20 protein-coding genes are annotated in these 23,954 nt (G+C 71.7%); 11 read left to right on the forward strand and 9 right to left on the reverse strand.

What is annotated here, in order from left to right:
• Positions 1-425 precede the first annotated feature (425 nt).
• The 5 genes from ACFYY1_RS01325 to ACFYY1_RS01345 all read right to left on the reverse strand — a co-directional run bounded on the left by ACFYY1_RS01325 (position 426) and on the right by ACFYY1_RS01345 (position 6,086).
• The gene (locus ACFYY1_RS01325; protein ID WP_388579264.1) at positions 426-2,861 is read right to left on the reverse strand and encodes a heavy metal translocating P-type ATPase; all 2,436 of its coding nucleotides are present in this window, start codon (positions 2,859-2,861) and stop codon (positions 426-428) included.
• Positions 2,862-2,978: 117 nt separating this feature from the next.
• Positions 2,979-3,287: a heavy-metal-associated domain-containing protein gene (locus tag ACFYY1_RS01330; RefSeq protein WP_388579267.1), complete on the reverse strand. Its 309-nt coding sequence runs from the start codon at positions 3,285-3,287 to the stop codon at positions 2,979-2,981.
• Between the two features lie 130 nt (positions 3,288-3,417).
• Positions 3,418-4,383, reverse strand: a complete 966-nt coding sequence (locus tag ACFYY1_RS01335; RefSeq protein WP_388579270.1) for a PrsW family intramembrane metalloprotease — start codon at positions 4,381-4,383, stop codon at positions 3,418-3,420.
• Between the two features lie 181 nt (positions 4,384-4,564).
• Complete coding sequence (locus ACFYY1_RS01340; RefSeq protein WP_388579273.1) at positions 4,565-4,987, reverse strand: peptidoglycan-binding protein; 423 nt, start codon at positions 4,985-4,987, stop codon at positions 4,565-4,567.
• A gap of 100 nt (positions 4,988-5,087) precedes the next feature.
• Complete coding sequence (locus ACFYY1_RS01345; RefSeq protein WP_388579276.1) at positions 5,088-6,086, reverse strand: sugar phosphate isomerase/epimerase family protein; 999 nt, start codon at positions 6,084-6,086, stop codon at positions 5,088-5,090.
• A 140-nt stretch (positions 6,087-6,226) separates the two neighbouring features.
• Between ACFYY1_RS01345 and iolC the strand changes: the two genes are divergently transcribed.
• The 5 genes from iolC to mmsA are packed head-to-tail and all read left to right on the forward strand — an operon-like array spanning position 6,227 to position 12,433.
• Positions 6,227-7,216, forward strand: coding sequence for a 5-dehydro-2-deoxygluconokinase (gene iolC, locus ACFYY1_RS01350; RefSeq protein ID WP_388579279.1), 990 nt, complete (start codon positions 6,227-6,229; stop codon positions 7,214-7,216).
• Positions 7,213-8,157, forward strand: coding sequence for a deoxyribose-phosphate aldolase (locus ACFYY1_RS01355; protein ID WP_388579282.1), 945 nt, complete (start codon positions 7,213-7,215; stop codon positions 8,155-8,157). The genes iolC and ACFYY1_RS01355 overlap by 4 nt, the downstream gene beginning before the upstream one ends.
• A complete protein-coding gene (gene iolB, locus ACFYY1_RS01360; protein ID WP_388579285.1) occupies positions 8,154-9,038 on the forward strand; it encodes a 5-deoxy-glucuronate isomerase in 885 nt (294 codons plus the stop codon). The genes ACFYY1_RS01355 and iolB overlap by 4 nt, the downstream gene beginning before the upstream one ends.
• The gene (gene iolD / locus ACFYY1_RS01365; RefSeq protein WP_388579287.1) at positions 9,035-10,921 is read left to right on the forward strand and encodes a 3D-(3,5/4)-trihydroxycyclohexane-1,2-dione acylhydrolase (decyclizing); all 1,887 of its coding nucleotides are present in this window, start codon (positions 9,035-9,037) and stop codon (positions 10,919-10,921) included. Before iolB ends, iolD begins: the two co-directional genes overlap by 4 nt.
• 12 nt (positions 10,922-10,933) lie before the next feature.
• Positions 10,934-12,433: a CoA-acylating methylmalonate-semialdehyde dehydrogenase gene (mmsA, locus tag ACFYY1_RS01370; protein ID WP_388579290.1), complete on the forward strand. Its 1,500-nt coding sequence runs from the start codon at positions 10,934-10,936 to the stop codon at positions 12,431-12,433.
• Between the two features lie 67 nt (positions 12,434-12,500).
• Here the strand turns inward: mmsA and ACFYY1_RS01375 are convergent, their stop codons facing one another.
• Both ACFYY1_RS01375 and ACFYY1_RS01380 read right to left on the reverse strand, forming a co-directional pair.
• Positions 12,501-12,920 carry a hypothetical protein gene (locus tag ACFYY1_RS01375; RefSeq protein ID WP_388579293.1) on the reverse strand — a complete coding sequence of 140 codons (420 nt, stop codon included), beginning with the start codon at positions 12,918-12,920 and terminating at the stop codon, positions 12,501-12,503.
• A gap of 126 nt (positions 12,921-13,046) precedes the next feature.
• Positions 13,047-13,784, reverse strand: coding sequence for a VC0807 family protein (locus tag ACFYY1_RS01380; RefSeq protein ID WP_388579295.1), 738 nt, complete (start codon positions 13,782-13,784; stop codon positions 13,047-13,049).
• 227 nt (positions 13,785-14,011) lie between these two features.
• Here ACFYY1_RS01380 and ACFYY1_RS01385 point away from each other — a divergent pair, with 227 nt between their 5' ends.
• A complete protein-coding gene (locus ACFYY1_RS01385; RefSeq protein ID WP_388579298.1) occupies positions 14,012-14,617 on the forward strand; it encodes a DUF4291 domain-containing protein in 606 nt (201 codons plus the stop codon).
• A 60-nt stretch (positions 14,618-14,677) separates the two neighbouring features.
• On the opposite strand, the gene ACFYY1_RS01390 is transcribed toward ACFYY1_RS01385, so the two are convergent.
• Positions 14,678-15,829: a DUF3103 family protein gene (locus ACFYY1_RS01390; RefSeq protein WP_388579301.1), complete on the reverse strand. Its 1,152-nt coding sequence runs from the start codon at positions 15,827-15,829 to the stop codon at positions 14,678-14,680.
• Positions 15,830-16,124: 295 nt separating this feature from the next.
• Between ACFYY1_RS01390 and ACFYY1_RS01395 the strand changes: the two genes are divergently transcribed.
• From ACFYY1_RS01395 to ACFYY1_RS01415, 5 genes are all read left to right on the forward strand, one after another.
• Entirely contained in the window at positions 16,125-16,847 is a 723-nt protein-coding gene (locus ACFYY1_RS01395) for a DUF981 family protein (RefSeq protein ID WP_388579304.1), read from the forward strand.
• Positions 16,848-17,086: 239 nt separating this feature from the next.
• Positions 17,087-19,657: an alpha/beta fold hydrolase gene (locus ACFYY1_RS01400; protein WP_388581411.1), complete on the forward strand. Its 2,571-nt coding sequence runs from the start codon at positions 17,087-17,089 to the stop codon at positions 19,655-19,657.
• Positions 19,654-20,532, forward strand: coding sequence for an ABC transporter permease (locus ACFYY1_RS01405; protein WP_388579307.1), 879 nt, complete (start codon positions 19,654-19,656; stop codon positions 20,530-20,532). The genes ACFYY1_RS01400 and ACFYY1_RS01405 overlap by 4 nt, the downstream gene beginning before the upstream one ends.
• Positions 20,533-20,664: 132 nt before the next feature.
• The gene (locus tag ACFYY1_RS01410) at positions 20,665-22,275 is read left to right on the forward strand and encodes a von Willebrand factor type A domain-containing protein (RefSeq protein ID WP_388579310.1); all 1,611 of its coding nucleotides are present in this window, start codon (positions 20,665-20,667) and stop codon (positions 22,273-22,275) included.
• A 78-nt stretch (positions 22,276-22,353) separates the two neighbouring features.
• Complete coding sequence (locus tag ACFYY1_RS01415; RefSeq protein ID WP_388579313.1) at positions 22,354-22,821, forward strand: DUF1772 domain-containing protein; 468 nt, start codon at positions 22,354-22,356, stop codon at positions 22,819-22,821.
• Between the two features lie 45 nt (positions 22,822-22,866).
• Here ACFYY1_RS01415 and rhaS read toward each other — a convergent pair whose 3' ends face one another.
• Entirely contained in the window at positions 22,867-23,952 is a 1,086-nt protein-coding gene (rhaS, locus tag ACFYY1_RS01420; protein WP_388579315.1) for a rhamnose ABC transporter substrate-binding protein, read from the reverse strand.
• Between the last annotated feature and the right edge of the window lie 2 nt (positions 23,953-23,954).

The raw sequence follows: 23,954 nt of genomic DNA on the forward strand, positions 1-23,954 counted from the left end.
ACCGCGCCTTCGCACAGAGCGCGGTGTCCGGGGCGATTTGCGTCCCCGCATGCCGGGCAGAGAGAAGCGCCCCGCCATCGATCCCCCCACGGGCCGACAGCGAGGCGCTTCCCATGTCCCGGAGCGGATTCCCCCCACGGGATCCGGCCGGGCGTCTGTGGGAGCCGGAGCTCCTGCGTTCCTCGACTAGCTGCGAACTGCGCTTTTCACTTGTCCTGCGTCGTGCGGTCTGCCGGGGTACGTACGCACGGGAGGGCCGCTCAAAGCTCCCCGGTGCACGTGCCCCGGCCAACGCTTGCCCGGCGCGTCCCCCAAGACGCTCCGACGGACGTCCCCCAAGACATCCTTGGCATCGCACTCTTAGACTCACGAACCCGCCGGATGGTTACCCTGAAATCCATGTGATCTGGATCTCTTTGTGGATTTTACGTGAAGGCGCGCAACCGGAGGCTGTTCGTCACGACGAAGACCGATGAGAAGGCCATCGCCGCTCCGGCAATCATAGGGTTGAGCAGGCCAAATGCCGCAAGGGGCAGGGCGGCCGCGTTATAGCCGAATGCCCAGAAGAGGTTGCCCTTGATCGTGGTCAGGGTGCGCCGGGAGAGCCGGATCGCATCGGCGGCCACCTTGAGATCTCCACGAACCAGAGTGAGATCGCTCGCCTCGATCGCGGCGTCCGTGCCGGTCCCCATCGCCAGGCCCAGATCGGCCCGGGCGAGGGCGGCCGCGTCGTTGACCCCGTCACCGACCATGGCGACGGAGTGCCCCCGGGCCTGCAGCCGCTCGATGACGTGCACCTTTTCCTCGGGCAGCACCTCGGCGTGGACCTCGTCGATCCCGACGGCGCGGGCCACGGCGTCGGCCACGGCACGGTTGTCACCGGTCAGCAGAACGGGGTGGAGGCCGAGTGCGCGGAGCTCGGCGACGGCCTGTGCGCTGGACTCCTTGACCTTGTCCGCCACGGTGAGGACGCCGCGCGCCTGCCCGTCCCAGGCGACCACGACCGCCGTACGGCCTTCGTCCGCGGCGTCCGCGACGGCGCCGGACAGTGTGCCGGGCATGTCGATGCCCGCGTCGGCGAGCAGCTGCTCACGGCCGACGAGGACGGCGTGGCCCTCGACGACGCCCTGGACGCCGAGTCCGGGGACGTTGGTGAAGTCCTCGGGGGTGGGGAGGGTGGTGCCGGTGCGTTCGGTGGCTCCGGTGGCGACGGCCTGGGCGATGGGGTGCTCGGAGGCGTGTTCCAGGGCTCCGGCGAGGCGCAGTACGTCGGTCTCGGTGGTGCCCTCGGCGGTGTGGACGTCGAGGAGGGTCATGCGGCCGGTGGTGACGGTGCCGGTCTTGTCCAGGACGATCGTGTCGACGCGGCGGGTGGTCTCCAGGACTTCCGGGCCCTTGATCAGGATGCCGAGCTGGGCGCCGCGTCCGGTGCCGACCATGAGGGCGGTGGGGGTCGCCAGGCCCAGGGCGCAGGGGCAGGCGATGATCAGTACGGCCACGGCGGCGGTGAACGCGGCGGTCACATCGTCCGTGACCAGCAGCCACCCGACCAGGGTGACGAGTGCGATCAGCAGCACCACGGGCACGAAGACGGCGGAGATCCGGTCCGCGAGGCGCTGCACCTCGGCCTTGCCGTTCTGGGCGTCCTCGACGAGCTTTGCCATCCTGGCGAGCTGGGTGTCGGCGCCGATCCGGGTGGCCTCCACGACGAGCCGGCCGCCCGCGTTGAGCGTCGCCCCGGTGACGGAGTCGCCGACGCCGACCTCCACGGGCACGGACTCGCCGGTCAGCATGGACGCGTCCACGGCCGAGGCACCCTCGACGACGGTGCCGTCGGTGGCGATCTTCTCGCCGGGGCGGACCACGAAGCGGTCGCCGACGGTGAGCCGGGCGACGGGGACGCGTACCTCCGTACCGTCCCGGAGGACGGAGGCGTCCCGGGCGCCCAGGTGCATCAGCGCCCGCAGGGCGGAGCCCGCCTTCCGCTTGGACCTGGCCTCCAGGTAGCGGCCCAGCAGGATGAAGGTGACGACCCCGGCCGCGACCTCCAGATAGATGGTGGAGGAGGCGCCGTCGCGCGAGACGGTGAAATCGAAGCCGTGCCGCATCCCGGTCATGCCCGCGTCGCCGAGGAAGAGCGCCCACAGGGACCAGCCGAAGGCGGCGAGCGTGCCGATCGAGACCAGGGTGTCCATGGTGGCCGCGCCGTGCCGGAGGTTGGTCCAGGTCGCGCGGTGGAAGGGCAGGGCGCCCCAGACGACGACGGGGGCGGCGAGGGTGAGCGAGAGCCACTGCCAGTTGTCGAACTGGAGGGCCGGGACCATCGCGAGCAGGACGACCGGGGCGGCGAGGACGGCCGAGACGATCAGGCGCTGCCGCAGCGAGGCGAGAGCCGGGCCGGCGTCCTCCTGCTCACCGGCGTCGGCACCGGCAGCGGTCTCGGCTTCGGTACCAGCTTCGGTACCGGCTTCGGTACTGGTACCGGTGTCGGCTTCGGTCTCGTTCCCAGCCCTGCTCCCGACCTCGGCGTCGGCCTTCACGTCGGTCCTCGTGCCTGCCTCCGCCGGTGGCGGCGGCGCGGGCGATGGCGGCGACGGCGCGGGCGGTTCGGGGCGGTGTACCGGCTGCGCCGTATAACCGGTCTTCTCGACCGTGGCGATCAGATCCGCGAGGCCGGTCCCGGGGCCGAAGGCGACCTTGGCCTTCTCGGTCGCGTAATTGACGGTGGCGGTGACGCCGTCCATCCGGTTGAGCTTCTTCTCGACGCGGGCCGCGCAGGAGGCGCAGGTCATCCCGCCGATCGTGAGCTCGGCGGTCGAGTCCTCCGCCGTCCGGGCCGCGGCCTCTGTTGCGCTGTGCATGTCCGAACTCCTGAAATGCCGACCGGGCCGTACCCCACCAGTATCTGCTGGCAGGTCCGGCCCGGCGGCAAAGGGGACGCGGGTGCGTCCGGTGTATCGGGTGTTCCCCGACGGTGTTCAGGCCCGGCCGACGAGCTCGTAGCCCGCCTCGTCGACCGCGGCGCGCACGGCGTCGTCCGACAGCGGGGCCTCGGAGACGACGGTCACCTGACCGGTGGCGGCCACGGCCTTCACCGAGGTGACACCCTCGATGCCGGAGACCTCCGCGGAGATGGCGCCCTCGCAGTGTCCGCACGTCATGCCGGACACCTGGTAGACGGTGGTCACGCCGCCCGCCTGCACACCGGCGTCCGTGCCGTCGTGGCAGGAGCCGCTGGGCGAGCAGCAGGAGCCGGTGGCCTGGGGGAGCTGGGTCTCGGCGGTCATGGTGTTCTCCTCTTCGACGAGCACAAAGGGTTGTGGCGTCAGGGGCCCCGGGGGAGGCCGGTGCGCCCCGACACGTTCCACACTATACCCCTAGGGGGTATGAATGCGAGTGCCTCGCCGGTCGTCGGTTTCAGGGGCGCCGCGCGCTGCGGGCCAGCGACCGGAGCCAGGCCAGCGCGACGAGCGTGATCACGACGATGCCGCCGACCGAGAAGAGGGTGAACAGGTGCTGTTGTTCTTCGGTGGGGGCCGGGATGTAGCCCTGCGAGAAGAGTGCGCGGCTCAGGCCCGTGTCGGTGACCCGGGCGACCAGCCAGATCGCGATGCCGTGCATCGAGTCCCAGAGCGAGTGCAGCACGGCGACGCCGAGATAGGTGCCGATCACGGGCGCGGCGAAGTGGAAACGCCCGTTCGGCTTCCGGAACGACAGCAGTACGCCACCGGCGATCGCGGTCCAGAGTCCGTGACCGAACGGTGCGAGCACCCCGCGCAGCACCTCGGTCTCCAGCAGGGCGTGCAGGTCGATGCCCTTCATGGTGACGGCGGCGTTGAAGGCGTAGCCCGCGCTCTCGAAGGCGGCGAACCCGAATCCGACCGTCGCGCCGAGTACCAGCCCGGCCCGCATGCCGTGGACGCCGGGGTGGCGCCGGAGCACGAACATCAGCGCCAGGAGCTTCACGGCCTCCTCGATCAGGCCGACGCCCAGGAATATCCAGATGGACGGGTGCAGTAGATAGGACTCCATGACGGAGGCGCCGAGCACGCCCAGGATTCCGCCGGTCAGGAAGCAGCCGAGGATGAGGCCCGCGCCGAGGTCGCTGCCGTGCCGTTCGTGCGCCCACAGGACGAAGACGGCCGGGACCAGGAAGCTGCCGAGCAGGATGAGGGTCGGCAGCAGGTTGGTGTTGCTGGTGGTGTACGTGACGACCGCCGTCAGCACCCAGAGGGCTATGCCGCCCCACAGGCACCGTTTCCAGAGGCCGGGTCTTGGCTGCGGCGGTGCCGGCGGGCCCTGGGGGTGGGGCGGGGTGGGCGGTGACTGCCGGGCGGACGGGCCGGCGGGTGACGGACTGCCAGGGTCGCTGTTCCAGCTCACGCGGACTCCCTCTACATCTCGCGCATAATCTCCTAATTTGTCCGAATCCTATGGTGCGTGGAGCTGTGGGGCATTCGGGCGAGCGGCGGTGCCCCGTACGGGGCGGCTCGCCGCCGTACGGGGCAGGAAGGGGGTGCGGGTCGCGCGCGGAAGGACGGGGTCGTGCGGGAAGGGCGGCAGGTTACGGGAAGGGCAGCGGGGTCACGTGGTTCGGCCCCGCGTGCCAGAGTGCCGACCAGGTGGCCTGCGTGACCCGGCCGTCCGGCACGAGCGGTGGATGGTCGGCCTGGAAGCGCTGCACGGCGACGAGTGTCGCGGCCCCGAACGTCCCGTCGACCGCGGACCAGCGCAGGTAGTGACGGTTGGCCAGCAGGCACTGCGCCTGGGAGACCTCGTCGCCCTGCTCGCCGAAGGAGGTCGGCCGGTCGCCGTCGTAGAAGGCGCAGACCGGGCTGGAGCCGGGCGGCGGTGCCGGGTTGCCCTCGTCGGCCGAGGCTCCCGGCGCCGATACGAGGGCGGCGACCAGGGCGGCCGTGGTCAGGGCGGCGGCGGTCAGTGCCGGGGCCGCGGCCGTCCTGCGGGACGGCGGCATCTTTCGGATCATGGTGAGCTGCTCCTTGCGCGGAGGTGTGGTGTACGGCGGCGGGGGGTGCGACCGGGGCCGCACCCCCGCCTCTCACCGAGGACAACACCGCGCACCGCCGCTACGTCACGTCCCCGGCCCGTTCGGCGTGTCCCGGCCCGCGCTGCTGTCCCGTTCCGCGCTGCTGTCCCGTTCCGCGCTGCTGTCCCGTTCCGCCGCAGGAGCGGAGGAACTCCCGGGTGCGGCGGGCGATGGGGAACGGCTTGTCGGGCGGGCACGGGTACATGTCCTGCTCGACGATGGCGAACAGGTCGACGTCCAGTGCGCGGGCGGCGGCCAGCACGGGTTCCAGCGCCGGGACCCCGCCCGGCGGTTCGCACATCACGCCGCGCGCCACGGCCGGGCCGAACGGCACCTCGTCCGCCACGACCCGGGCCAGGATCTCCGGGTCGACCTGCTTGAGGTGGAGATAGCCGATCCGTTCGCCGTAGGTCTCGATCAGCTCGACGCTGTCGCCGCCGCAGTAGGCGTAGTGCCCGGTGTCCAGGCAGAGCGAGACGAGGTCCGGATCGGTGGCGTCGAGAAAACGGGCGACGTTCTCCGCGGTGTCGATATGGGTGTCGGCGTGCGGATGGACGACGATGCGCAGCCCGAAGCGGTCCAGCACCTCCCGGCCCAGCCGCTCCGTCTGGGTGGTGAGATCGCGCCACTGTTCCGCGGTGAGGCGGCGGTCCTCCAGGACCTCGCCGGTCCTGTCGTCGCGCCAGAACGACGGGATGACCACCAGATGCCGGGCGCCCGTCGCCCGGGTGAGTGCCGCGATGTCGGCGACATGCGCCCAGGTCCGGTCCCAGACGCCCGGTCCGTGGTGCAATCCGGTGAAAACGGTCCCGGCCGACACCGAGAGCCCCCGGCGGCGGGTCTCGTCGGCGAGACGGACCGGGTCGGTCGGGAGGTAGCCGTACGGGCCGAGCTCGATCCACTCGTAACCCGCCTCGGAGACCTCGTCGAGGAAGCGCCGCCAGGGCACCTGGAGCGGATCGTCGGGGAACCACACCCCCCACGAGTCGGGTGCCGAACCGATGCGGATACGGGCCGGGGCCCCTGTGGAGGAGGTCATGCCGTCCAGGGTTCCGGCCGGGGGAGCGGGTGTCAATCATTCGTCCGTATGTCCGGACAAAGCATTGACACGGTTCCGGGGGAGGGCTAGACCTGGGGAAGTCACCCCGAACGGACGGACGGACGGTCGAAGGGATGGTCATGCCTGAGCGGTACGACGTCATCACCATGGGCCGCATCGGTGTGGATCTCTACCCCCTCCAGACCGGTCTGCCCCTGTCCCGGGTCGAAACCTTCGGGAAGTTCCTCGGCGGCTCGCCGTCCAACGTGGCCGTCGCGGCGGCCCGGCTCGGCCGCCGGACGGCGGTGGTGACGCGCACCGGCCGGGACGCCTTCGGGGAGTATCTCCACCACCAGCTGCGGGAGTTCGGGGTGGACGACCGGTGGGTGACGGCCGTCGACGCGTATCCGACACCGGTCACCTTCTGCGAGATCTTCCCGCCCGACGACTTCCCCCTCTACTTCTACCGGCAGCCCAAGGCCCCCGACCTGGAGATCCACACCCCGGAGCTGGACCTCGCGGCGATCCGGTCGGCCCGGGTCTTCTGGATGACCGGCACCGGGCTGTGCGCGGAACCGAGCCGCTCCGCGACCCTCGCCGCGCTGCGCGCCCGCGACCGCCGCGGCATCACCGTCTTCGACCTCGACTGGCGCCCGATGTTCTGGGACGAGGCCGCATCGGGGAACACCCCCACCGCCCGCTATCGCGACGCGCTCGCCCTCGCAACCGTCGCCGTCGGCAACATCGACGAGTGCGAGATCGCGACCGGCGAGCGCGAACCGCACGCGGCCGCCCGCGCACTGATCCGCGCCGGCGTCGAACTCGCCGTCGTCAAACAGGGCCCCGAAGGTGTGCTCGCCGTCCACCGCGACGGCGCGGTGGCCGAAGTGCCGCCGCTGCCCGTCGACGTCGTCAACGGCCTCGGCGCCGGCGACGCCTTCGGCGGGGCGCTCTGCCACGGCCTCCTCGCGGGCTGGGAGACCGGGCGCATCATGCGGTACGCCAACGCGGCGGGGGCCATCGTCGCCTCCCGGCTCGCCTGCTCGTCCGCCATGCCGTTCCCGTACGAAGTCGAAGCGGCCCTGACCGAAGGCGCCGTCACCTCCCGCCCCACCGGAGCCACTCCATGACACCCCCGGCCTCCTCCGTCTCCGAGCTCGTCCAGTTGCGCATGCGCCACCCCGAGGCCGTCGCCGAGGCCGCCGCCCGGCGCCGCAGACGCCCGCTCGTCGGCCGCGACGGCCGGCTGATGATCATCGCGGCGGACCATCCGGCCCGCGGCTCGCTCGCCGTCGGCGACCGCGCACTGGCCATGGCCAACCGCTTCGAGCTGCTGGAACGGCTCCGCCTGGCCCTCTCCCGCCCCGGCGTCGACGGAGTGCTCGCCACCGCCGACATCCTCGACGACCTGCTGCTGCTCGGCGCGCTGGAGAACAAGGTCGTCATCGGCTCGATGAACCGCGGCGGACTCGCGGGCGCGGCCTTCGAACTCGACGACCGGTTCACCGGCCACCGCCCCGAGGACCTCGCGCGGCTCCGCTTCGACGCGGGCAAACTGCTGCTCCGGATCGACTACGACGACCCCGGCTCGCTCGACACCATGCACGCCACCGCCCGCGCCATCGACGCCATGGCCGCACACCGGCTGCCGGTCTTCGTCGAACCGTTCCTCTGTCGCCGCACCGACGGCCACGTCCGCAACGACCTCGGCGCGGAGGCCGTCACCACCTCGATCGCCATTGCCTCCGGGCTCGCCGGGACGTCCGCGTACACCTGGCTCAAGGTCCCCGTCACCGAGAACCCCGACGACATGGCCCGGGTGATGGAGACGTCGACGCTGCCCGCGGTGCTGCTGGGCGGGGAGGTGGGCGACGACCTGGACGGGGCGTTCGAGAAATGGCGCACGGCGCTTCGACTGCCCACCGTCCAGGGTCTGGTGGTGGGGCGCTCGCTGCTCTACCCGGCCGACGGAGAGGTGGCAGCGGCCGTGGACACGGCCGTCTCGCTGCTGGAGCCGAGAAGAACAGGACCGAGCGGAACGGGGCCGGGAGAGAGGAGGCCGAGGGCATGACCACGACCGGCGACGGATCGCGCCACCACCTGAAGGCCGGGAGCACGGCGAGCGGCTCCTACGCCCTCGACATCGACCCGGAGCGGGCCGGCTGGGACCGCTCCAGCCTGCGGATCCTCGAACTCGCACCGGGCGGAGTTCACACGCTCGTCACCGGGGAGAGCGAGTGGATCGTTCTGCCGTTGACCGGTGGCTGTACGGTGCACGCCTCAGGTGAGATCTTTGAACTGCTGGGCCGGGAAAGCGTGTTCAGCGGGGTATCCGACTTCGCGTACGTACCGCGTGAGGCCCATGCGCAGATCGCCTCCGGCGCCGGAGGCCGCTTCGCCCTGGCAGGAGCGAAGTGCGAGCGACGACTCCCCGCTCGCTACGGCCCCGCGCCGGAGGTACCCGTCGAGCTGCGCGGCTCCGGGAACTGTTCCCGGCAGGTCAACAACTTCGCCGCCGCCGACACCTTCGAGTGCGACCGGCTGATCGCCGTCGAGGTGCTCACCCCCGGCGGCAACTGGTCCTCCTACCCGCCCCACAAGCACGACGAGCACCGCCCCGGCGCCGAGTCCGTGCTGGAGGAGATCTACTACTTCGAGGTGGAGCACGACGGACTCGGCTACCACCGGGTCTCGCCCTCCCGCCCCGGCGGTACGGACGTCCTCGCCGAGGTCCGCAGCGGCGACGCGGTCCTGATCCCCGACGGCTGGCACGGCCCGTCCATCGCCTCCCCCGGCCGCACCCTCTACTACCTCAACGTGATGGCGGGCCCGGGGGAGCAGCGGGAGTGGCTGATCAGCGATCACCCGGACCACGGCTGGATCCGCGACACCTGGCCCGCCCAGCCGGTGGACCCCAGACTCCCCTTCTACGGGACGGAGCCGCGCCCATGACCGCCACCACCCGCCGCCTCACCACCGCCCAGGCCCTGGTGTCCTTCCTGGCCCGCCAGTACACCGAGCGCGACGGCCGGCGACAGCGCCTGATCAGCGCCACCTGGGGCATCTTCGGCCACGGCAACGTCGCCGGGATCGGCCAGGCGCTCGTCGAGTCGGGCCGCGCGATGCCCTACCTCCAGGGCCGCAACGAGCAGGCCATGGTGCACGCCGCCGTCGGCTACGCCCGCCAGTCGGGCCGGCTCTCCGCGCAAGCCGTCACCACCTCCATCGGCCCCGGCGCCACCAACCTCGTCACCGGCGCCGCCCTCGCCACGGTCAACCACCTCCCCGTCCTCCTGCTGCCCGGCGACACCTTCGCGACCCGGCCCGCCGACCCGGTCCTCCAGCAGCTCGAAGTCCCGTCCGCGGGTGACATCTCCGTCAACGACTGCCTGCGTCCCGTCTCCCGCTACTTCGACCGGATCACCCGCCCCGAGGCCCTGGTCCCCGCCGCCCTCCAGGCCATGCGGACCCTGACCGACCCGGCGGAGACCGGCGCCGTGACGCTGGCGCTGCCGCAGGACGTGCAGGTGCAGGCGTACGACTGGCCGGAGGAGTTCTTCGCCGAGCGCGTCTGGTACGTACGCCGCCCCGCCCCCGATCCGTACGAACTCGACCGGGCGGTACGGGCGGTGCGCACCGCCCGCAGGCCGCTGATCGTGGCGGGCGGCGGGGTCCACCACAGCGCCGCCGAGGAGACCCTCGCCGCGTTCGCCGCCGCCACCCGCATCCCGGTCGCCGCCACCCAGGCCGGCAAGGGCTCACTGCGCCACGACCACCCCGCCGACATCGGCGGCATCGGCCACACCGGCACCGCGACCGCCGACGAGCTGGCCCGCACCGCCGACCTGGTCATCGGCATCGGCACCCGCTACTCCGACTTCACCACCGCCTCCGGCACGCTCTTCGCCGACCCGGCGGTCCGCTTCCTCAACATCAACATCACCGGCTTCGACGCCCACAAGCTCGGCGCCCTCCCGCTCGTCGCCGACGCCCGCGCCGCCCTCGAAGCCCTCACCGCCGCGCTCGCCGCCCGCAACCACCGCGTCGACCCCGCCTACGAGACGGAGTACACCGAGGCCAAGGAGCAGTGGGAGCGGCGCGTCACCGCCGCGTTCACCGCCCCGGACCCGCACGCCCGGCCCACCCAGGCACAGGTGCTCGGCCTCCTCGACGCCCTCGTCACCGAGGACGACATCCTGATCAACGCCGCCGGATCGCTCCCCGGCGACCTGCACAAGCTCTGGCGGGCCCGCTCCCCGCACCAGTACCACGTGGAGTACGGCTACTCCTGCATGGGCTACGAGATCCCGGCCGCGATCGGGGTGCAGCTCGCCGCGCCCGGCCGCCCCGTCTGGGCCCTGGTCGGCGACGGCACGTATCTGATGAACCCCACCGAGCTCGTCACCGCCGTCCAGCAGGAACTGCCGGTGAAGCTGGTCGTCCTCCAGAACCACGGCTACGCGTCCATCGGCGGCCTGTCCGAGCAGGTCGGCGCCGAACGCCTGGGCACCGCCTACCGGCACCGCGCGGCGGACGGCACGTTCACCGGCCCGCCGCTGCCCGTCGATCTCGCGGCCAACGCCGGCTCGCTGGGCATGCGGGTGCTGCGTGCCAAGACGGTGCGTGACCTGCGCGAAGCCCTCACCGAGGCACGTGCCGAGGACCGTCCCACTTGTGTCTACGTCGAGACCGAAACGGCAGACACTGTGTCGGGCCCCCCTCCGGCGCAGGCGTGGTGGGATGTTCCCGTAGCCGAGACGGCCACCCGGCCGCCGGCCGTGAAAGCCCGGGAAGTGTACGAACGTCACGTCGCCGACCGACGCCCCCACCTCTGAAGGAGTTCTGTCATGAAGACCGTCAACCACTGGATCGGTGGCAAGACCGTCGAGGGCGCTTCGGGCAACTACGGCCCGGTCACCGACCCGGCCACCGGCGCCGTCACCACCCAGGTCGCGCTCGCCTCCCTCGAAGAGGTCGACGCCGCGGTCGCCGCCGCCAAGGACGCCTACGCCACCTGGGGCACGTCCTCGCTGGCCGCCCGCACCGCGGTCCTGTTCCGCTACCGGGCGCTGCTCGACGCGCACCGCGACGACATCGCCGCGCTGATCACCGCCGAGCACGGCAAGGTGCACTCGGACGCGCTGGGCGAGGTCGCCCGCGGTCTGGAGATCGTCGAGCTGGCCTGCGGCATCACCACCCAGCTCAAGGGTGAGCTGTCCACCCAGGTCTCCAACCGGGTCGACGTCTCCTCGATCCGCCAGTCGCTCGGCGTCGTCGCGGGCATCACCCCGTTCAACTTCCCGGCCATGGTGCCGATGTGGATGTTCCCGCTGGCCATCGCCTGCGGCAACACCTTCGTCCTCAAGCCCAGCGAGAAGGACCCCTCGGCCGCCAACCTGCTGGCCGAGCTGGCCGCCGAGGCCGGTCTGCCGGACGGCGTGCTGAACGTCCTGCACGGTGACAAGGTCGCCGTCGACGGGCTGCTGAACCACCCGGACGTCGCCGCGGTCTCCTTCGTGGGCTCCACCCCGATCGCCCGCCACATCCACGCCACCGCCTCCGCCAACGGCAAGCGCGTCCAGGCGCTCGGCGGCGCGAAGAACCACATGCTGGTGCTGCCGGACGCGGACCTCGACGCCGCGGCCGACGCCGCCGTCTCCGCCGCGTACGGCTCCGCCGGTGAGCGCTGCATGGCGATCTCCGCGGTCGTCGCGGTCGGCTCCATCGCCGACGAGCTCGTCGCGAAGATCAAGGAGCGCGCCGAGAAGATCAAGATCGGCCCCGGCAACGACCCGACGTCCGAGATGGGCCCGCTGATCACCGCCGCCCACCGCGACAAGGTCGCCTCCTACGTCACGGGCGCCGCCGCCCAGGGCGCCGACGTCGTCCTGGACGGCACCGGCTTCTCCGTCGAGGGCTTCGAGGACGGCCACTGGATCGGCCTCTCCCTCCTCGACAACGTGTCCACCGACTCGGACGCGTACAAGGACGAGATCTTCGGCCCGGTCCTGTGCGTCCTGCGCACCGAGACCTACGAGGAGGGCGTCGCCCTCATGAACGCCTCGCCGTTCGGCAACGGCACCGCGATCTTCACCCGCGACGGCGGCGCCGCCCGCCGCTTCCAGCTGGAGATCGAGGCCGGCATGGTCGGCGTCAACGTGCCGATCCCGGTGCCGGTGGGCTACCACTCCTTCGGTGGCTGGAAGGACTCCCTCTTCGGCGACCACCACATCTACGGCAACGACGGCGTGCACTTCTACACCCGCGGCAAGGTCGTCACCACCCGCTGGCCGGACCCGGCCGACGCCCCGGCCGGTGTCGACCTGGGCTTCCCGCGCAACCACTGATCGACGGCCCGGCACCGACGGCCCGTACGGACGCACCCCGCGTCCGTACGGGCCGTCGCCGTAGGTCTCACAGCCGCCGCAGCCCCGCGTACTGGAGCGCGGCCATCCCCGCCACGGAGAGGCCCTGGAACACGATCCAGAAGTCGCCGGCGCCCGTGGCGGTCAGTGCGTCCACCGCGACCATCACCACACCGGCCACGGCCCACGCCGTGTTCAGGGCGATGACGAGGGCGACCGCGCCGCGGCCGATGTTCTCCTGGCGGGAGACGGTCAGCACCCACAGGGCGTACACGACGAGGAACGCCCCGACCGGGTAGAGCACCGAGCGGGGCACGCCGAGGAACGAGTCCAGGACCGTGGCGAGCGCGAGATAGCCGATGCCGTTCGCCCCGGTGAGGAGCACGTCCGAGACGAGGGCGAACCGGAGCAGCCGGTCGGAACGGGCGGTGTCCGCAGTCCGGACCGCACTTGCGTTCTGGAACGACATCACGAGGTCTTCCTTCCGTTGTCATGCGGCCGCACAAGGGACCGCATGGCTGTACGGGAACGGTAGGAACACGCGGGTGCCCGCTCAATTACCTCGGAAGTAATCGAGCGGGCACCCCGGGGCCGGTCAGCGCGCGGTCCGCGCCGTCTTCGCCGCCTTCTCCGCCCCGGTCTCCTCGGCGATCATGCCCTGCATCGGGACCGCGCCCACCCGGCCCGAGACCAGGAACGCGAACACCATCGTCACCACCATGATCACCGTGCCGAGCCACACCATCGTCTCCACCGGCAGCGTGCAGGCACCCACGGCCCGCACCACGCACTCGCCCAGCAGCGCCGCACCCCACACCGCCGAGAACCGGATCTCCGCCCGCCGGAACGCCGCCGAGCCGGCCGAGAGCCGCTGCCAGGCGGCGTCCTTGGCCGCGTCGCCCTTCACCAGCACGGGCCGCAGCCCCGCGGTCATCATCGGCTGCCCCTTCAGCGCGGTCACCAGGATCACCAGCCCGATGATGCTGCTCACCGCGCTGTCCTTGGCGACCATGAGGCGCGGGTCCCCGACCATCAGGCTGGTCAGCAGGCTCACCACGTTGACCGTCACGATCAGCGCCGCCAGCCCGTTGAGCCGGCGCTCGCGCAGCACGCCCCACCCGGTGCGCACGGCCGGCAGCACACTGCTCCAGGCCAGCGCGGCGAAGGTGCTCAGGCCCGCCGCCTTCAGCGCGTAGTACGAGGCGAGCGGCACCGCCACATCCACCAGCAGCGGCATCAGGCTGTCCAGCAGGGCGTTGCGCGGCGCGTGCGGGGCGGTGGCGGCCGGAGCAACTGCGACCGGGGCGGTGACGGTGGCGGCCGGGCTGGTCATGAGGGGTTCCTCTCCCGCGTATCGGCGGTGCCTTCCCGGCCCCGCTCTCGATACGTACAGACTGGCCGCCGGGGCCCGGTGCCCGGCAGAGCCGCGTGTACCGGGCTCCGTATGACGAATGTCAGTGCCCGTCGATGACAGGCCCGTCCACCACCCCGCGGAGCCCCGGCCTCCGGTACGCCGTAAACCGTTCGCCGCGCCCGCCGGAGCGGTGTTCTGATGGGGCCATGACCGCTTTGACCAGGCCGCAGCACGAGATCCGCGCCCAGCACACGGACACCACCATCACCGTCTACCAGGCGTACGGCCCCCTCATCGGTACTCCCGCCGTCCGTGACGGGCGCTTCCCCGAAGCCTGGAAGCGCGACCGCATGACATGGATCAAGCCGAGTTTCCTGTGGATGATGTACCGCTGCGGCTGGGGGCTGAAGGAGGGTCAGGAGACCGTGCTGGCCGTCGAGATCACCCGCGAGGGTTTCGACTGGGCCCTGGAGCACGCCGAACTCTCGCACTACGTCAGGGGAGTCCACCCGGACCGCGCCACCTGGCAGCGAGACCTGCGCCGCGCCCCGGCCCGCGTCCAGTGGGACCCGGAGCGCGATCTGCGCCTGGAGCGGCTGCCGTACCGCTCCCTCCAGCTCGGGCTGTCCGGCGAGGCGTCACGGCGGTACGCCGACGAGTGGACGGTGTCCATCCGCGACGTCACCCCGCTCGCCCGGCAGATCCATCAACTGGTCCGTGACGGACGGCTCGACGAGGCGGCGGCGCTCCTGCCCCACGAGTCGCCGTACCCGCTGGGCGGCGTTCCGCTGCCGGGGGAGGCGGCGGCCTGAGCCCGGAGCATGCGCGGCACCGCGCACCGCGCATGCTCCGGCTCGTCACGGCGCGGGTGGTCAGAGCTCCGGCACGTGGTACGGCGAGACGGTCATCCAGCCGTTGCCCGCGGCGCCGTTGCGCTGGCCGCTGCTGCTCCTGGCGAGGGTGTACCAGGACTCGACGTAGTCCGGGTCGTCGGTCCACCAGTTGGTGGGGATGGCGTCGAGCAGCGCGTCGACCAGCGGGATGTACGCGCCCTGGTCGGTGATGGTGAGCAGGACCGCGGCGATGGCCTTGGCCAGGGCCTGGTAGTTGGTGTCCCCGTCGTCCTCCATCATGACCGCGTCGGCCATGTCGTACTTGTAGTTGGACCAGTTCACCAGGACCTGGCCCGGGTAGTAGGTCGTGTCCTCCTTGTTCAGATAGGGCATCTCGACGGTGTCGACGCGCGGTTTGCCGTCCTTGCCGAAGCCCGTGACGAGGGTGAAGATCTCGGCGTCGCCCTTGAAGAACGGTTCCTGGACGTCGCCGAGCCGCACCGAGTCGATCCGGGTGGTGTCGATGCCCGACGCGGCGGACACGCTGGTTCCGGCGGACGGCGCGGTCAGGCCGAGGCCCTTGGACTCCAGGGTCTTGTCGATGACCTTCAGCCCCTCGGCGACGGCCTTCGCGCCATCGATGTCGACGAGGTAGACCGGCCGTTCGGGGGCGCTGTCCAGGGGCAGTTCATGGGCCGCGCCACGGCTGTCGTACGCGGTGAACGTCCGGGCGCCGTCGTCGTCGGACGGGGCGGCGGCCACCAGAGGGGCCGCGCCCGAGGCGAGCCGGCCCTTCATCGACGCGTCCGCCAGCCCGAGCCGCAGCAGTGAACCCGCGCCGCTGCCCAGGCCCTTGGCGGCGGCGACGCCCCGGTCGGCCGCGGTGATCCGGGCGGCGAGCTTCCGGCCGGCCGGGGCGGTGGCGTCGTCGGCCAGCGCGCCCAGGCCGACCGAGTCCGCGGCCAGGGCGGCTCTGCGGACCTCTCTGCTCCAGTCGGGATCGGCCAGGGAGCGGGCGAGCGCGAGCGCGGTGGCGTCCTCGATTCCGGAGACCGAGGAGGCGGAGGCGGCGGTGGCCGCCGTGTCCGTTGTGGACGGTGCCGCCAGCGCGGTGCCCTGGAGGGGGACCAGGGCGGTCGCGGCCAGGACGGCACCGATCAGTGCCGTGCGCAGCGGTGTCGATGTACTCAAGGGGATCTCTCCTGCCGGCAGTTGGAGCACTACGGGAATGTGGAGCACTGCGGGAAGGCCGAGGCGCCACCGGCATCCGGCGAGCGGTGGAGGGGGGTGAGCGCGACGGTCTATGCGAGTAGACCGTGGCTGGGTGTCCATGACAAGACCCCCTGGCTTCCGGTGCCGCCGGGAGGGGGCGGGCGCGGGGATGTGCGGGGATGTACGGGGGTGCGCGGGGATGTGTCACACGCCTGCGACTCGGACGGGCGGGCAAATGCCGCATCCCTCACATATTCATCGATACGCTCCCGGGATGATCCACCATGTCATCCCCCTGGCGGCATCCGGCCTGAAGATCGACTGGGCCAGGATGCCGACGTACAACACGATCATGTCGGTGGCCGCCGGCGCGGGGCTGCTGCTCGTGGTGGCGCTGGGGCGCCAACTCCTCACGCCCGGACGCGCCATCAGCCCCGAAGGGTGGGTCCTCGCCTTCGGCGCCCTCGGCTTCACCCTGGTCACCACGGGCCTCCACATGACCCTGACCTGGCCGCTCGCCGGTCAGGGCTTCCCGTTCGACAACATCATCTTCGGCGAACCGGCGCTCGCCTTCGGCGTCTTCCTCTTCGCCGCGGCCTTCTACCTCTGGAAGCGCGGAGCCCAACTCAACAGCGCGGAGCGCATCGAGCGGTCGGCCCGCACCGCCATGCCCATCTCCCTCTTCGTGTTCGGGATGGGACTCGCCTGCTTCGGCATCGCCGCCGCCGGCTGGAAGTACACCCTCTTCGCCGCACCGCCCGAGGAACCCATCTCCGGGGAGTTCGCGCGGTGGCCGATCCTGGAGGCGAGCTTCATGTCCGGGCTGTACGTCCTGGTGGGCATCGGCGCGCTGCTGTTCCCCTTCGTGCTGCGCCGGCCGTCGAGCAGGCTGGCCCCGGTGATCGGTGTCGTCTGGGGGCTGGCCGGTCTGGCGTTCCTGCTCTTCGGCGGGCTCAACTACTTCACCCACATCGGCCTCATCGTCAACACCATGTGAGCCACCCGGTAGCCGGCGTACCGCCGGCGCGAACGGCCCGGTATACCGCGCATGGAGTACGCCGGTGGAACGCCGTACGCCGCAAGGAGGCCGGAGACCTCCCTCTGGTGGCTGGCCGCACGCCGCGACGGTCCGCTTAGGGTCGCACCATGGAGACTTCCGAAGCGAGCAGGTCCAGGTGGCGGCGGCTGCCGCTCCGCAGACGCGGCCGCTGGGTCGCGGGCCTGGCGGCGCTCGCCGTGCTGGCCGGTGCGGGAACCTGGAACGCCGCGGCCGACGACAGCGGACCCGCCGTGCACCGCCAGGACCGGATGATGAAGGCCGACGGGGTGTCCATCGACACCTCGTACTTCACCGCCGGCTCCACCGGGCGCCGGCCCGCCGTGCTGATCGGGCACGGCTTCGGCGGCAGCAAGGACGACGTGCGGGCACAGGCCGAGCAGTTGGCCCGCTCCGGGTACGCCGTGCTGACCTGGTCCGCCCGCGGGTTCGGGAAGTCGGGCGGGAACATCGGGCTCAACGCCCCCGACCGCGAGGTCGCGGACGTGTCCCGGCTGATCGACTGGCTCGCCGAGCGGCCCGAGGTGGAACTCGACGCGAAGGGCGACCCCCGCGTCGGGATCACCGGCGCCTCCTACGGCGGAGCCGTCTCCCTCCTCGCCGCCGGGCACGACGAGCGGGTCGACGCCATCACCCCGCAGATCACCTACTGGAACCTCGCCGACGCCCTCTTCCCCGACGGGGTCTTCAAGAAGCTCTGGGCCGGAATCTTCGTCACCACCGGCGGCGGCTGCCAGAAGTTCGAGAAGCGGCTCTGCGAGATGTACGAACGGGTCGCCGTCAGCGGGAAGCCCGACGCCGCCGCACGCGCCCTGCTCACCGAGCGTTCGCCGAGCGCCGTCGCCGACCGCATCGAGGTGCCCGCGCTCATCGTGCAGGGCCAGTCCGACTCCCTCTTCCCGCTCGGCCAGGCCGACGCCATGGCCAAGGCCATCAGCGGCAACGGCGCACCGGTCGCCGTCGACTGGATCGCCGGCGGACACGACGGCGGCGACCCGGAGACCGACCGGGTGCACCGGCGCATCGGCAGCTGGTTCGACCGGTACCTGAAGGACGACAAGGGCGCCGACACCGGGCCCGCCTTCCGCGTCACCCGCACCGGAGGCATCGACTCCACCGACGGGGCCACCCTGGTGCGCGGGGCGAGCAGCGATACGTACCCGGGGCTGAGCAACGGCACGCGGAGCGTCGCCCTCGCCGGCCGCACCAAGACGTTCCACAACCCCGCCGGGGCCGGCCCGCCCGCCATCTCCGCCGTTCCCGGCGTCGGCGGCGGCCTCGCCCAGCTCTCCTCCCTCGGCGTCGGCCTCTCCATCGACTTCCCCGGCCAGTACGCCCGCTTCGACTCCGCCCCGCTGGACGAGGCGCTGGACGTCACCGGCTCGCCGGCCGTCCAGGTCGACGTCAAGGCCGGGCACGGCGACGCGGTGCTGTTCGGCAAGGTGTACGACGTGTCGCCGGACGGCAAGCAGCAGCTGCTGCCCTCCCAGCTCGTCGCCCCCTTCCGGATCACCCCCGGCCAGCAGGGCAAGCCGGTCCGGCTGGCCCTCCCCGCCATCGACCACCGGTTCGACGCCGGACACCGGCTCCGCCTCGTCCTCTCCGCCACCGACCTCGGCTACGCCTCACCGGCCGAGCCGACGACGTATACCGTGAGCCCCGCCGGACCGCTCGCCGTCCCCACCGCACCCGCCCTGAAGACCGCACCGGCCACCCTGCCCTGGTGGACCTGGGGGCTCCCGGCCGCCGCCGTCGCGATCGCCGCCCTGCTGCTGCTCACCGCCCGCCGCCGCACCGCGACCCCCGCACCCGACCCGGCCCTGGCCGACGTACCCCTCCAGATCACCGGCCTGGCCAAGAAATACGCCAAGTCCGCCGACAGGTATGCCGTGAAGGACCTGTCCTTCCGGGTCGAGAAGGGGCAGGTGCTCGGCCTCCTCGGTCCCAACGGCGCGGGCAAGACCACGACGCTGCGCATGCTGATGGGGCTCATCACCCCCGACGACGGCGAGATCCGGGTCTTCGGCCAGGCCATCCGGCCGGGCGCCCCCGTGCTCTCCCGCGTCGGCTCGTTCGTCGAGGGCGCCGGCTTCCTGCCGCACCTGTCCGGGCGCGCCAACCTGGAGCTGTACTGGCAGGCCACCGGGCGCCCCGCCGAGGACGCGCACCTGGAGGAGGCCCTGGAGATCGCCGGGCTCGGCGACGCCCTGGCCCGCGCCGTCCGCACGTACTCGCAGGGCATGCGGCAGCGGCTCGCCATCGCCCAGGCCATGCTCGGCATGCCGGACCTGCTGATCCTCGACGAACCGACCAACGGCCTCGACCCGCCCCAGATCCGCGAGATGCGTGACGTGATGATCCGTTACGCGGCCGGGGGCCGGACCGTCATCGTCTCCAGCCACCTGCTCTCCGAGGTCGAACAGTCCTGCACCCACCTGGTGGTCATGGACCGGGGCCGGCTCGTCCAGGCGGGCCCGGTCGCCGAGATCACCGGCTCCGGCGACATGCTGCTCGTCACCACCGCCCAGGAGGTCCCCGAACCGCTGGTGGAGAAGATCGCCGCACTCACCGGGATCGGCTCGGCGGCCCGCACCGACGACGGGCTCGGCCTGCTGGTGCGGCTCGACGGCGCCACCACGTCCGGACTGATCACCGAACTGGTCAGGCTGGACGTGCCGTTGACCGGTGTCGGACCGCACCGCCGCCTGGAGGACGCGTTCCTCACCCTGATCTCCGGAGGCTCCGCATGAGTGCCGCAGTCGATCTCGCCCAGGGCGCCGAAGCCCCCGGCTACCGGGCCCGGCACACCCTGCCGCTGCGCGTCGAGGCGGTGCGCCAGCTGCGCAGGCGCCGCACCCTGCTCATGGGCGGGGTGCTGGCCGCGCTGCCGTTCATCCTGATCGTCGCGTTCGCGATCGGCGGCACCCCGGACTCGCGGGGCGGCGGCAGCGACCGGATCACCCTGATGGACACCGCGACCGCGTCCGCCGCGAACTTCGCCGCGACCTGCCTGTTCGTCTCGGCCGGGTTCCTGCTCGTCGTCCCGGTCGCACTGTTCTGCGGCGACACCGTCGCCTCCGAGGCGAGCTGGTCCTCACTGCGCTACCTGCTGGCGGCGCCGGTGCCACGGGCCAGGCTGCTGTGGAGCAAGCTCGTCGTGGCGCTCGGCTTCAGCCTGGCCGCGATGGTGCTGCTGCCGCTCGTCGCACTGGCCGCGGGAGCCGTCGCTTACGGCTGGGGGCCGCTCGAACTGCCCACCGGGGGAGCGCTCGCCGCCTCGCAGACCGTGCCCCGGCTCGCCCTCGTCGTCGCGTTCGTCTTCGTGTCCCAACTGGTCACTGCCGGGCTGGCGTTCTGGCTGTCCACCAAGACCGACGCCCCGCTCGGCGCGGTCGGCGGCGCGGTCGGGCTGACCATCGTCGGCAATGTGCTGGACGCCGTCACCGCCCTCGGCTCCTGGCGCGAATTCCTGCCCGCGCACTGGCAGTTCGCCTGGGCGGACGCGCTCCAGCCGGAGCTGGAGTGGGGCGGCATGGCCAAGGGGGCGGCGGTCTCGGTGACCTATGCCCTGATCCTGTTCGCGCTGGCCTTCCGGGGGTTCAGTCGTAAGGACATCGTGTCCTGACCTTGATGTTCCGCAGGATTCCCGCCCGTTGTTGCCGCATCGAGATCCTTCCGCAACATCTTCGTCTGCTCCCCGGCGCCGTCTCGCACGTCACATTCACAAGTGCTGACACGACGACGTTGGGGGCAGGCGATGGAACGCCGGACGGCTGAACACACAAGGCGGCACAGGCGGCACGCACGGACCTGGCGGGGCGCACTCGGTGTGCTGCTGGTGGGCGGGGCGCTGCTCACCGGATGCTCGGCGGGGACGTCGAACGGGGACAAGGCCGCCACGGACAGCCGGGGCGGCGGGGCGCTCCCGGGCCCCGGGCCCGCCGCCTCGGCCGGTGCCGAGAGCGACGGCGCGAAGAAGCAGGACGGGCTGCGGGAGTCCGCACCGCCCGACTACCTGTCCACCTTCGCCCTGGACGTCGACACCGCCTCGTACGGCTACGCGCGCCGCACCCTCGCCGACGGCGGCCTGCCCGATCCGTCCACCGTGCGGCCCGAGGAGTTCGTCAACAGCTTCCGCCAGGGCTACCGGCGCCCGGACGGCAACGGCTTCACCGTGAACGTCGACGGGGCCCGCGCCGGGGACAAGGACGAGGACTGGTCGCTGGTGCGGGTCGGGCTGGCCACCCGGGCCGCCCCCACCCGTGACGAACGCCCGCCTGCCGCGCTCACCTTCGTCGTCGACATCTCCGGCTCGATGGCCGAGGCGGGCCGCCTCGACCTGGTGAAGAAGTCCCTGGACATCCTCACCGACGAACTCCGCGACGACGACTCGGTCTCCCTGGTCACCTTCAGCGACGAGGCGGAGACCCTGCTGCCGATGACCCGGCTGCGGGACCACCGGGGCAGGATCCGTGAGCGGGTCGACTCCATGGAACCCACCGACTCCACCAACGTGGAGGCCGGCATCCGCCGCGGGTACGACGAGGCGGTGGACGGCCGCGTCGAGGGCGCCAACAACCGGGTCGTGCTGCTCTCCGACGCCCTCGCCAACACCGGCGAGACGGACGCCGAAGCCATCCTGGAGCGCATCGGCTCCGCCCGCCGCGAGCACGGCATCACCCTCTTCGGCGTCGGTGTCGGCAGCGACTACGGCGACGCGTTCATGGAGCAGCTCACCAACAAGGGCGACGGCCACACCACCTACATCGCCGACGAGGACCAGGCCCGCAAGGTCTTCGTCGACCAGCTGCCCGCCCACCTCGAACTGACGGCGCGCGACGCCAAGGCCCAGGTCGCCTTCGACCCGAAGACCGTCAAGCAGTTCAAGCTCATCGGGTACGAGGACCGCAAGGTCGCCGACGAGGACTTCCGCAACGACCGCGTCGACGGCGGCGAGGTCGGCCCCGGCCACACGGTGACCGCGCTCTACGCCGTACGCCTCAGGGCGGGCGCCTCCGGCCACGTGGCGACGGCGACCGTGCGCTGGCTGGACCCGAGGACCCGGGCACCGCACGAGCGGGAGGGCACCGTCGGGACGGACGCGATCGACGGACCGCTGTGGGACGGTGACAGCAAGCGCCTCCAAGTGACCGCGGTGGCCGCCTACTTCGCCGAGGCGCTGCGCGGCGAGCAGCTGCCGGGCGCGCCCGGACTCGGTGAACTCTCCTCGCACGCGAGGAAGCTGGCTGCCGGGACCGAGGACGAATCGGTGCAGAAACTGGCAACCATGATCGGACAGGCCGACCGGCTCAAGAACGGCCCGGACGACGGCGGTCCGGACGGAACACCGGAAGGCGAACTGGGCTGACCGGACCGGCCGGTTCAGCTGGACCGACTGGGCCGAACGGGGAGCGGCGGCCCGCCCGCCGAGGACATGATGTGCCTCATGTCCTCCTCCCTGTCCTCCCTGTTCCTGGTGCTCGCCGTGATCACGACGGGCCTCTACGCCGGATTCATGCTGACCTTCCTGATCGCGATCATGCCGGGCATCGCGGAACTGCCCGACGAGCGGTTCACGGCCGCCATGCGCCGCTTCAACGAAAAGGTGCCGGGACCCGCCTTCCTGGTCCTCTTCCTCGGCGTGATCGCGTTCCCGGCCGTCGTGGCCATCGGCGGCGACGGCGGCACGGACCGGGTGCTCGCCGTCGCGGCACTGGTCTGCGCGGTCGCCGGCCACCTGATCACGATCGCCGGCAACATCCCGCTCAACAAGGCGCTCGCGGAGTCCGAGGGCGGCGACGACAGCGCGGCCCGCGCCGCGTTCGAGTCCCGCTGGAACCGGCTCCACCGGGTCAGGACGCTGCTGTCCCTCGCCGCGTTCGCCCTGCTGGCCGTGGTCGGGGCGGAGTTCTAGGCCGCGCGGAGCGAGCGGAAGGAAGAGCCGGGCCGGTTCGGCCGCTCAGAAGTCGAACCTGTCGATGTTCCGGCGGTCGAACACGGTCGGCTTTCCGAGGATGACCTCGCCGTCCTTGCCGACCGTGTACTCGCCGAGCCGGCCCGCCTCGAACTTCTCCCCCTGCGCGCCGGTGATCTGCCCCGACGCCAGCGCGGCGGCGGCGTACGAACCGAGGTGGCCCAGGTCCTCCGGGTTCCACAGCGAGAACTGCTCGACGGTGCCGTCCTTGACGTACTTGCGCATCTGGTTCGGCGTGCCCAGGCCGTTCAGCACGACCTTGCCCTTGTACGAGGAGTCGCTCAGATAGCGGGCAGCGGCGGCGATGCCGACGGTGGTGGGCGAGATGATGCCCTTCAGGTCCGGGTACGCCTGCATCAGGCCCTGCGTCTGCTGGAACGACTTCTGGTCGGCGTCGTCCCCGTACGCCACCTTCACCAGCTTCATGTCCTTGTACCGGGGCAGCTTCAACTCGTCCTGCATGAAGCCGATCCAGGTGTTCTGGTTGGTGGCGTTCTGGGTGGCCGAGAGGATCGCGATCCTTCCCTTGTAGCCGATCTGCTCGCCGAGGTGCTGGACCAGGCTGCGGCCGATCTGTTCGGAGCTCGCCTGGTTGATGAAGAGCTGGCGGCAGTCCTTCGCGGTGTCGGAGTCGTACGCGACGACCTTGATGCCCTTCTTCATGGCCTGCTTCAGCGGGCCGCACACCGCGTTGGGGTCGTTGGCCGCCACCAGGATCGCGTCCTGACGCTGCTGGATCAGCGTGTTGATGTAGCTCACCTGCGAGGAGGCACCGGCGTCGGAGGGGCCGACCTCCTTTCCCGTACCGCCGAACTCCGCGGCCGCCGCGATGCCCGCGTCGTCCACGATCTTCTCGTACGGGTTGTTGATCTGCTTGGGCAGGAAGGCCAGCTTCAGGCCCTTCTTCAGCGGCGCGTTCGGATCGGCCTCCGCCGTGCGCCCGGACTTCGCGGAGCCCTTGCCCACGCTGTCCTTCGTGGTGCCGGAACAGGCGGCCAGGGCGAGGGCCAGGGACACGGCGGTGGCGGCGGTCGCGACGGCGCGGCGCCCGGCGGTGCTGCGGAGCATCATGG

This window comes from Streptomyces sp. NPDC001890, assembly GCF_042891445.1.
Classification (GTDB): Bacteria; Actinomycetota; Actinomycetes; order Streptomycetales; family Streptomycetaceae; genus Streptomyces.

What these genes read in the sequence shown, in the direction of transcription:
- ACFYY1_RS01375 (WP_388579293.1), bottom strand. Translation starts at nt 12,920, where the DNA reads ATGTCGTTCCAGAACGCAAGTGCGGTCCGGACTGCGGACACCGCCCGT.
- rhaS (WP_388579315.1), bottom strand. Translation starts at nt 23,952, where the DNA reads ATGATGCTCCGCAGCACCGCCGGGCGCCGCGCCGTCGCGACCGCCGCC.
- ACFYY1_RS01345 (WP_388579276.1), bottom strand. Translation starts at nt 6,086, where the DNA reads ATGACCTCCTCCACAGGGGCCCCGGCCCGTATCCGCATCGGTTCGGCA.
- iolB (WP_388579285.1), top strand. Translation starts at nt 8,154, where the DNA reads ATGACCACGACCGGCGACGGATCGCGCCACCACCTGAAGGCCGGGAGC.
- iolC (WP_388579279.1), top strand. Translation starts at nt 6,227, where the DNA reads ATGCCTGAGCGGTACGACGTCATCACCATGGGCCGCATCGGTGTGGAT.
- ACFYY1_RS01395 (WP_388579304.1), top strand. Translation starts at nt 16,125, where the DNA reads ATGATCCACCATGTCATCCCCCTGGCGGCATCCGGCCTGAAGATCGAC.
- ACFYY1_RS01325 (WP_388579264.1), bottom strand. Translation starts at nt 2,861, where the DNA reads ATGCACAGCGCAACAGAGGCCGCGGCCCGGACGGCGGAGGACTCGACC.
- ACFYY1_RS01405 (WP_388579307.1), top strand. Translation starts at nt 19,654, where the DNA reads ATGAGTGCCGCAGTCGATCTCGCCCAGGGCGCCGAAGCCCCCGGCTAC.
- ACFYY1_RS01380 (WP_388579295.1), bottom strand. Translation starts at nt 13,784, where the DNA reads ATGACCAGCCCGGCCGCCACCGTCACCGCCCCGGTCGCAGTTGCTCCG.
- ACFYY1_RS01355 (WP_388579282.1), top strand. Translation starts at nt 7,213, where the DNA reads ATGACACCCCCGGCCTCCTCCGTCTCCGAGCTCGTCCAGTTGCGCATG.
- ACFYY1_RS01330 (WP_388579267.1), bottom strand. Translation starts at nt 3,287, where the DNA reads ATGACCGCCGAGACCCAGCTCCCCCAGGCCACCGGCTCCTGCTGCTCG.
- ACFYY1_RS01340 (WP_388579273.1), bottom strand. Translation starts at nt 4,987, where the DNA reads ATGATCCGAAAGATGCCGCCGTCCCGCAGGACGGCCGCGGCCCCGGCA.
- mmsA (WP_388579290.1), top strand. Translation starts at nt 10,934, where the DNA reads ATGAAGACCGTCAACCACTGGATCGGTGGCAAGACCGTCGAGGGCGCT.
- ACFYY1_RS01415 (WP_388579313.1), top strand. Translation starts at nt 22,354, where the DNA reads ATGTCCTCCTCCCTGTCCTCCCTGTTCCTGGTGCTCGCCGTGATCACG.
- ACFYY1_RS01410 (WP_388579310.1), top strand. Translation starts at nt 20,665, where the DNA reads ATGGAACGCCGGACGGCTGAACACACAAGGCGGCACAGGCGGCACGCA.
- ACFYY1_RS01385 (WP_388579298.1), top strand. Translation starts at nt 14,012, where the DNA reads ATGACCGCTTTGACCAGGCCGCAGCACGAGATCCGCGCCCAGCACACG.
- iolD (WP_388579287.1), top strand. Translation starts at nt 9,035, where the DNA reads ATGACCGCCACCACCCGCCGCCTCACCACCGCCCAGGCCCTGGTGTCC.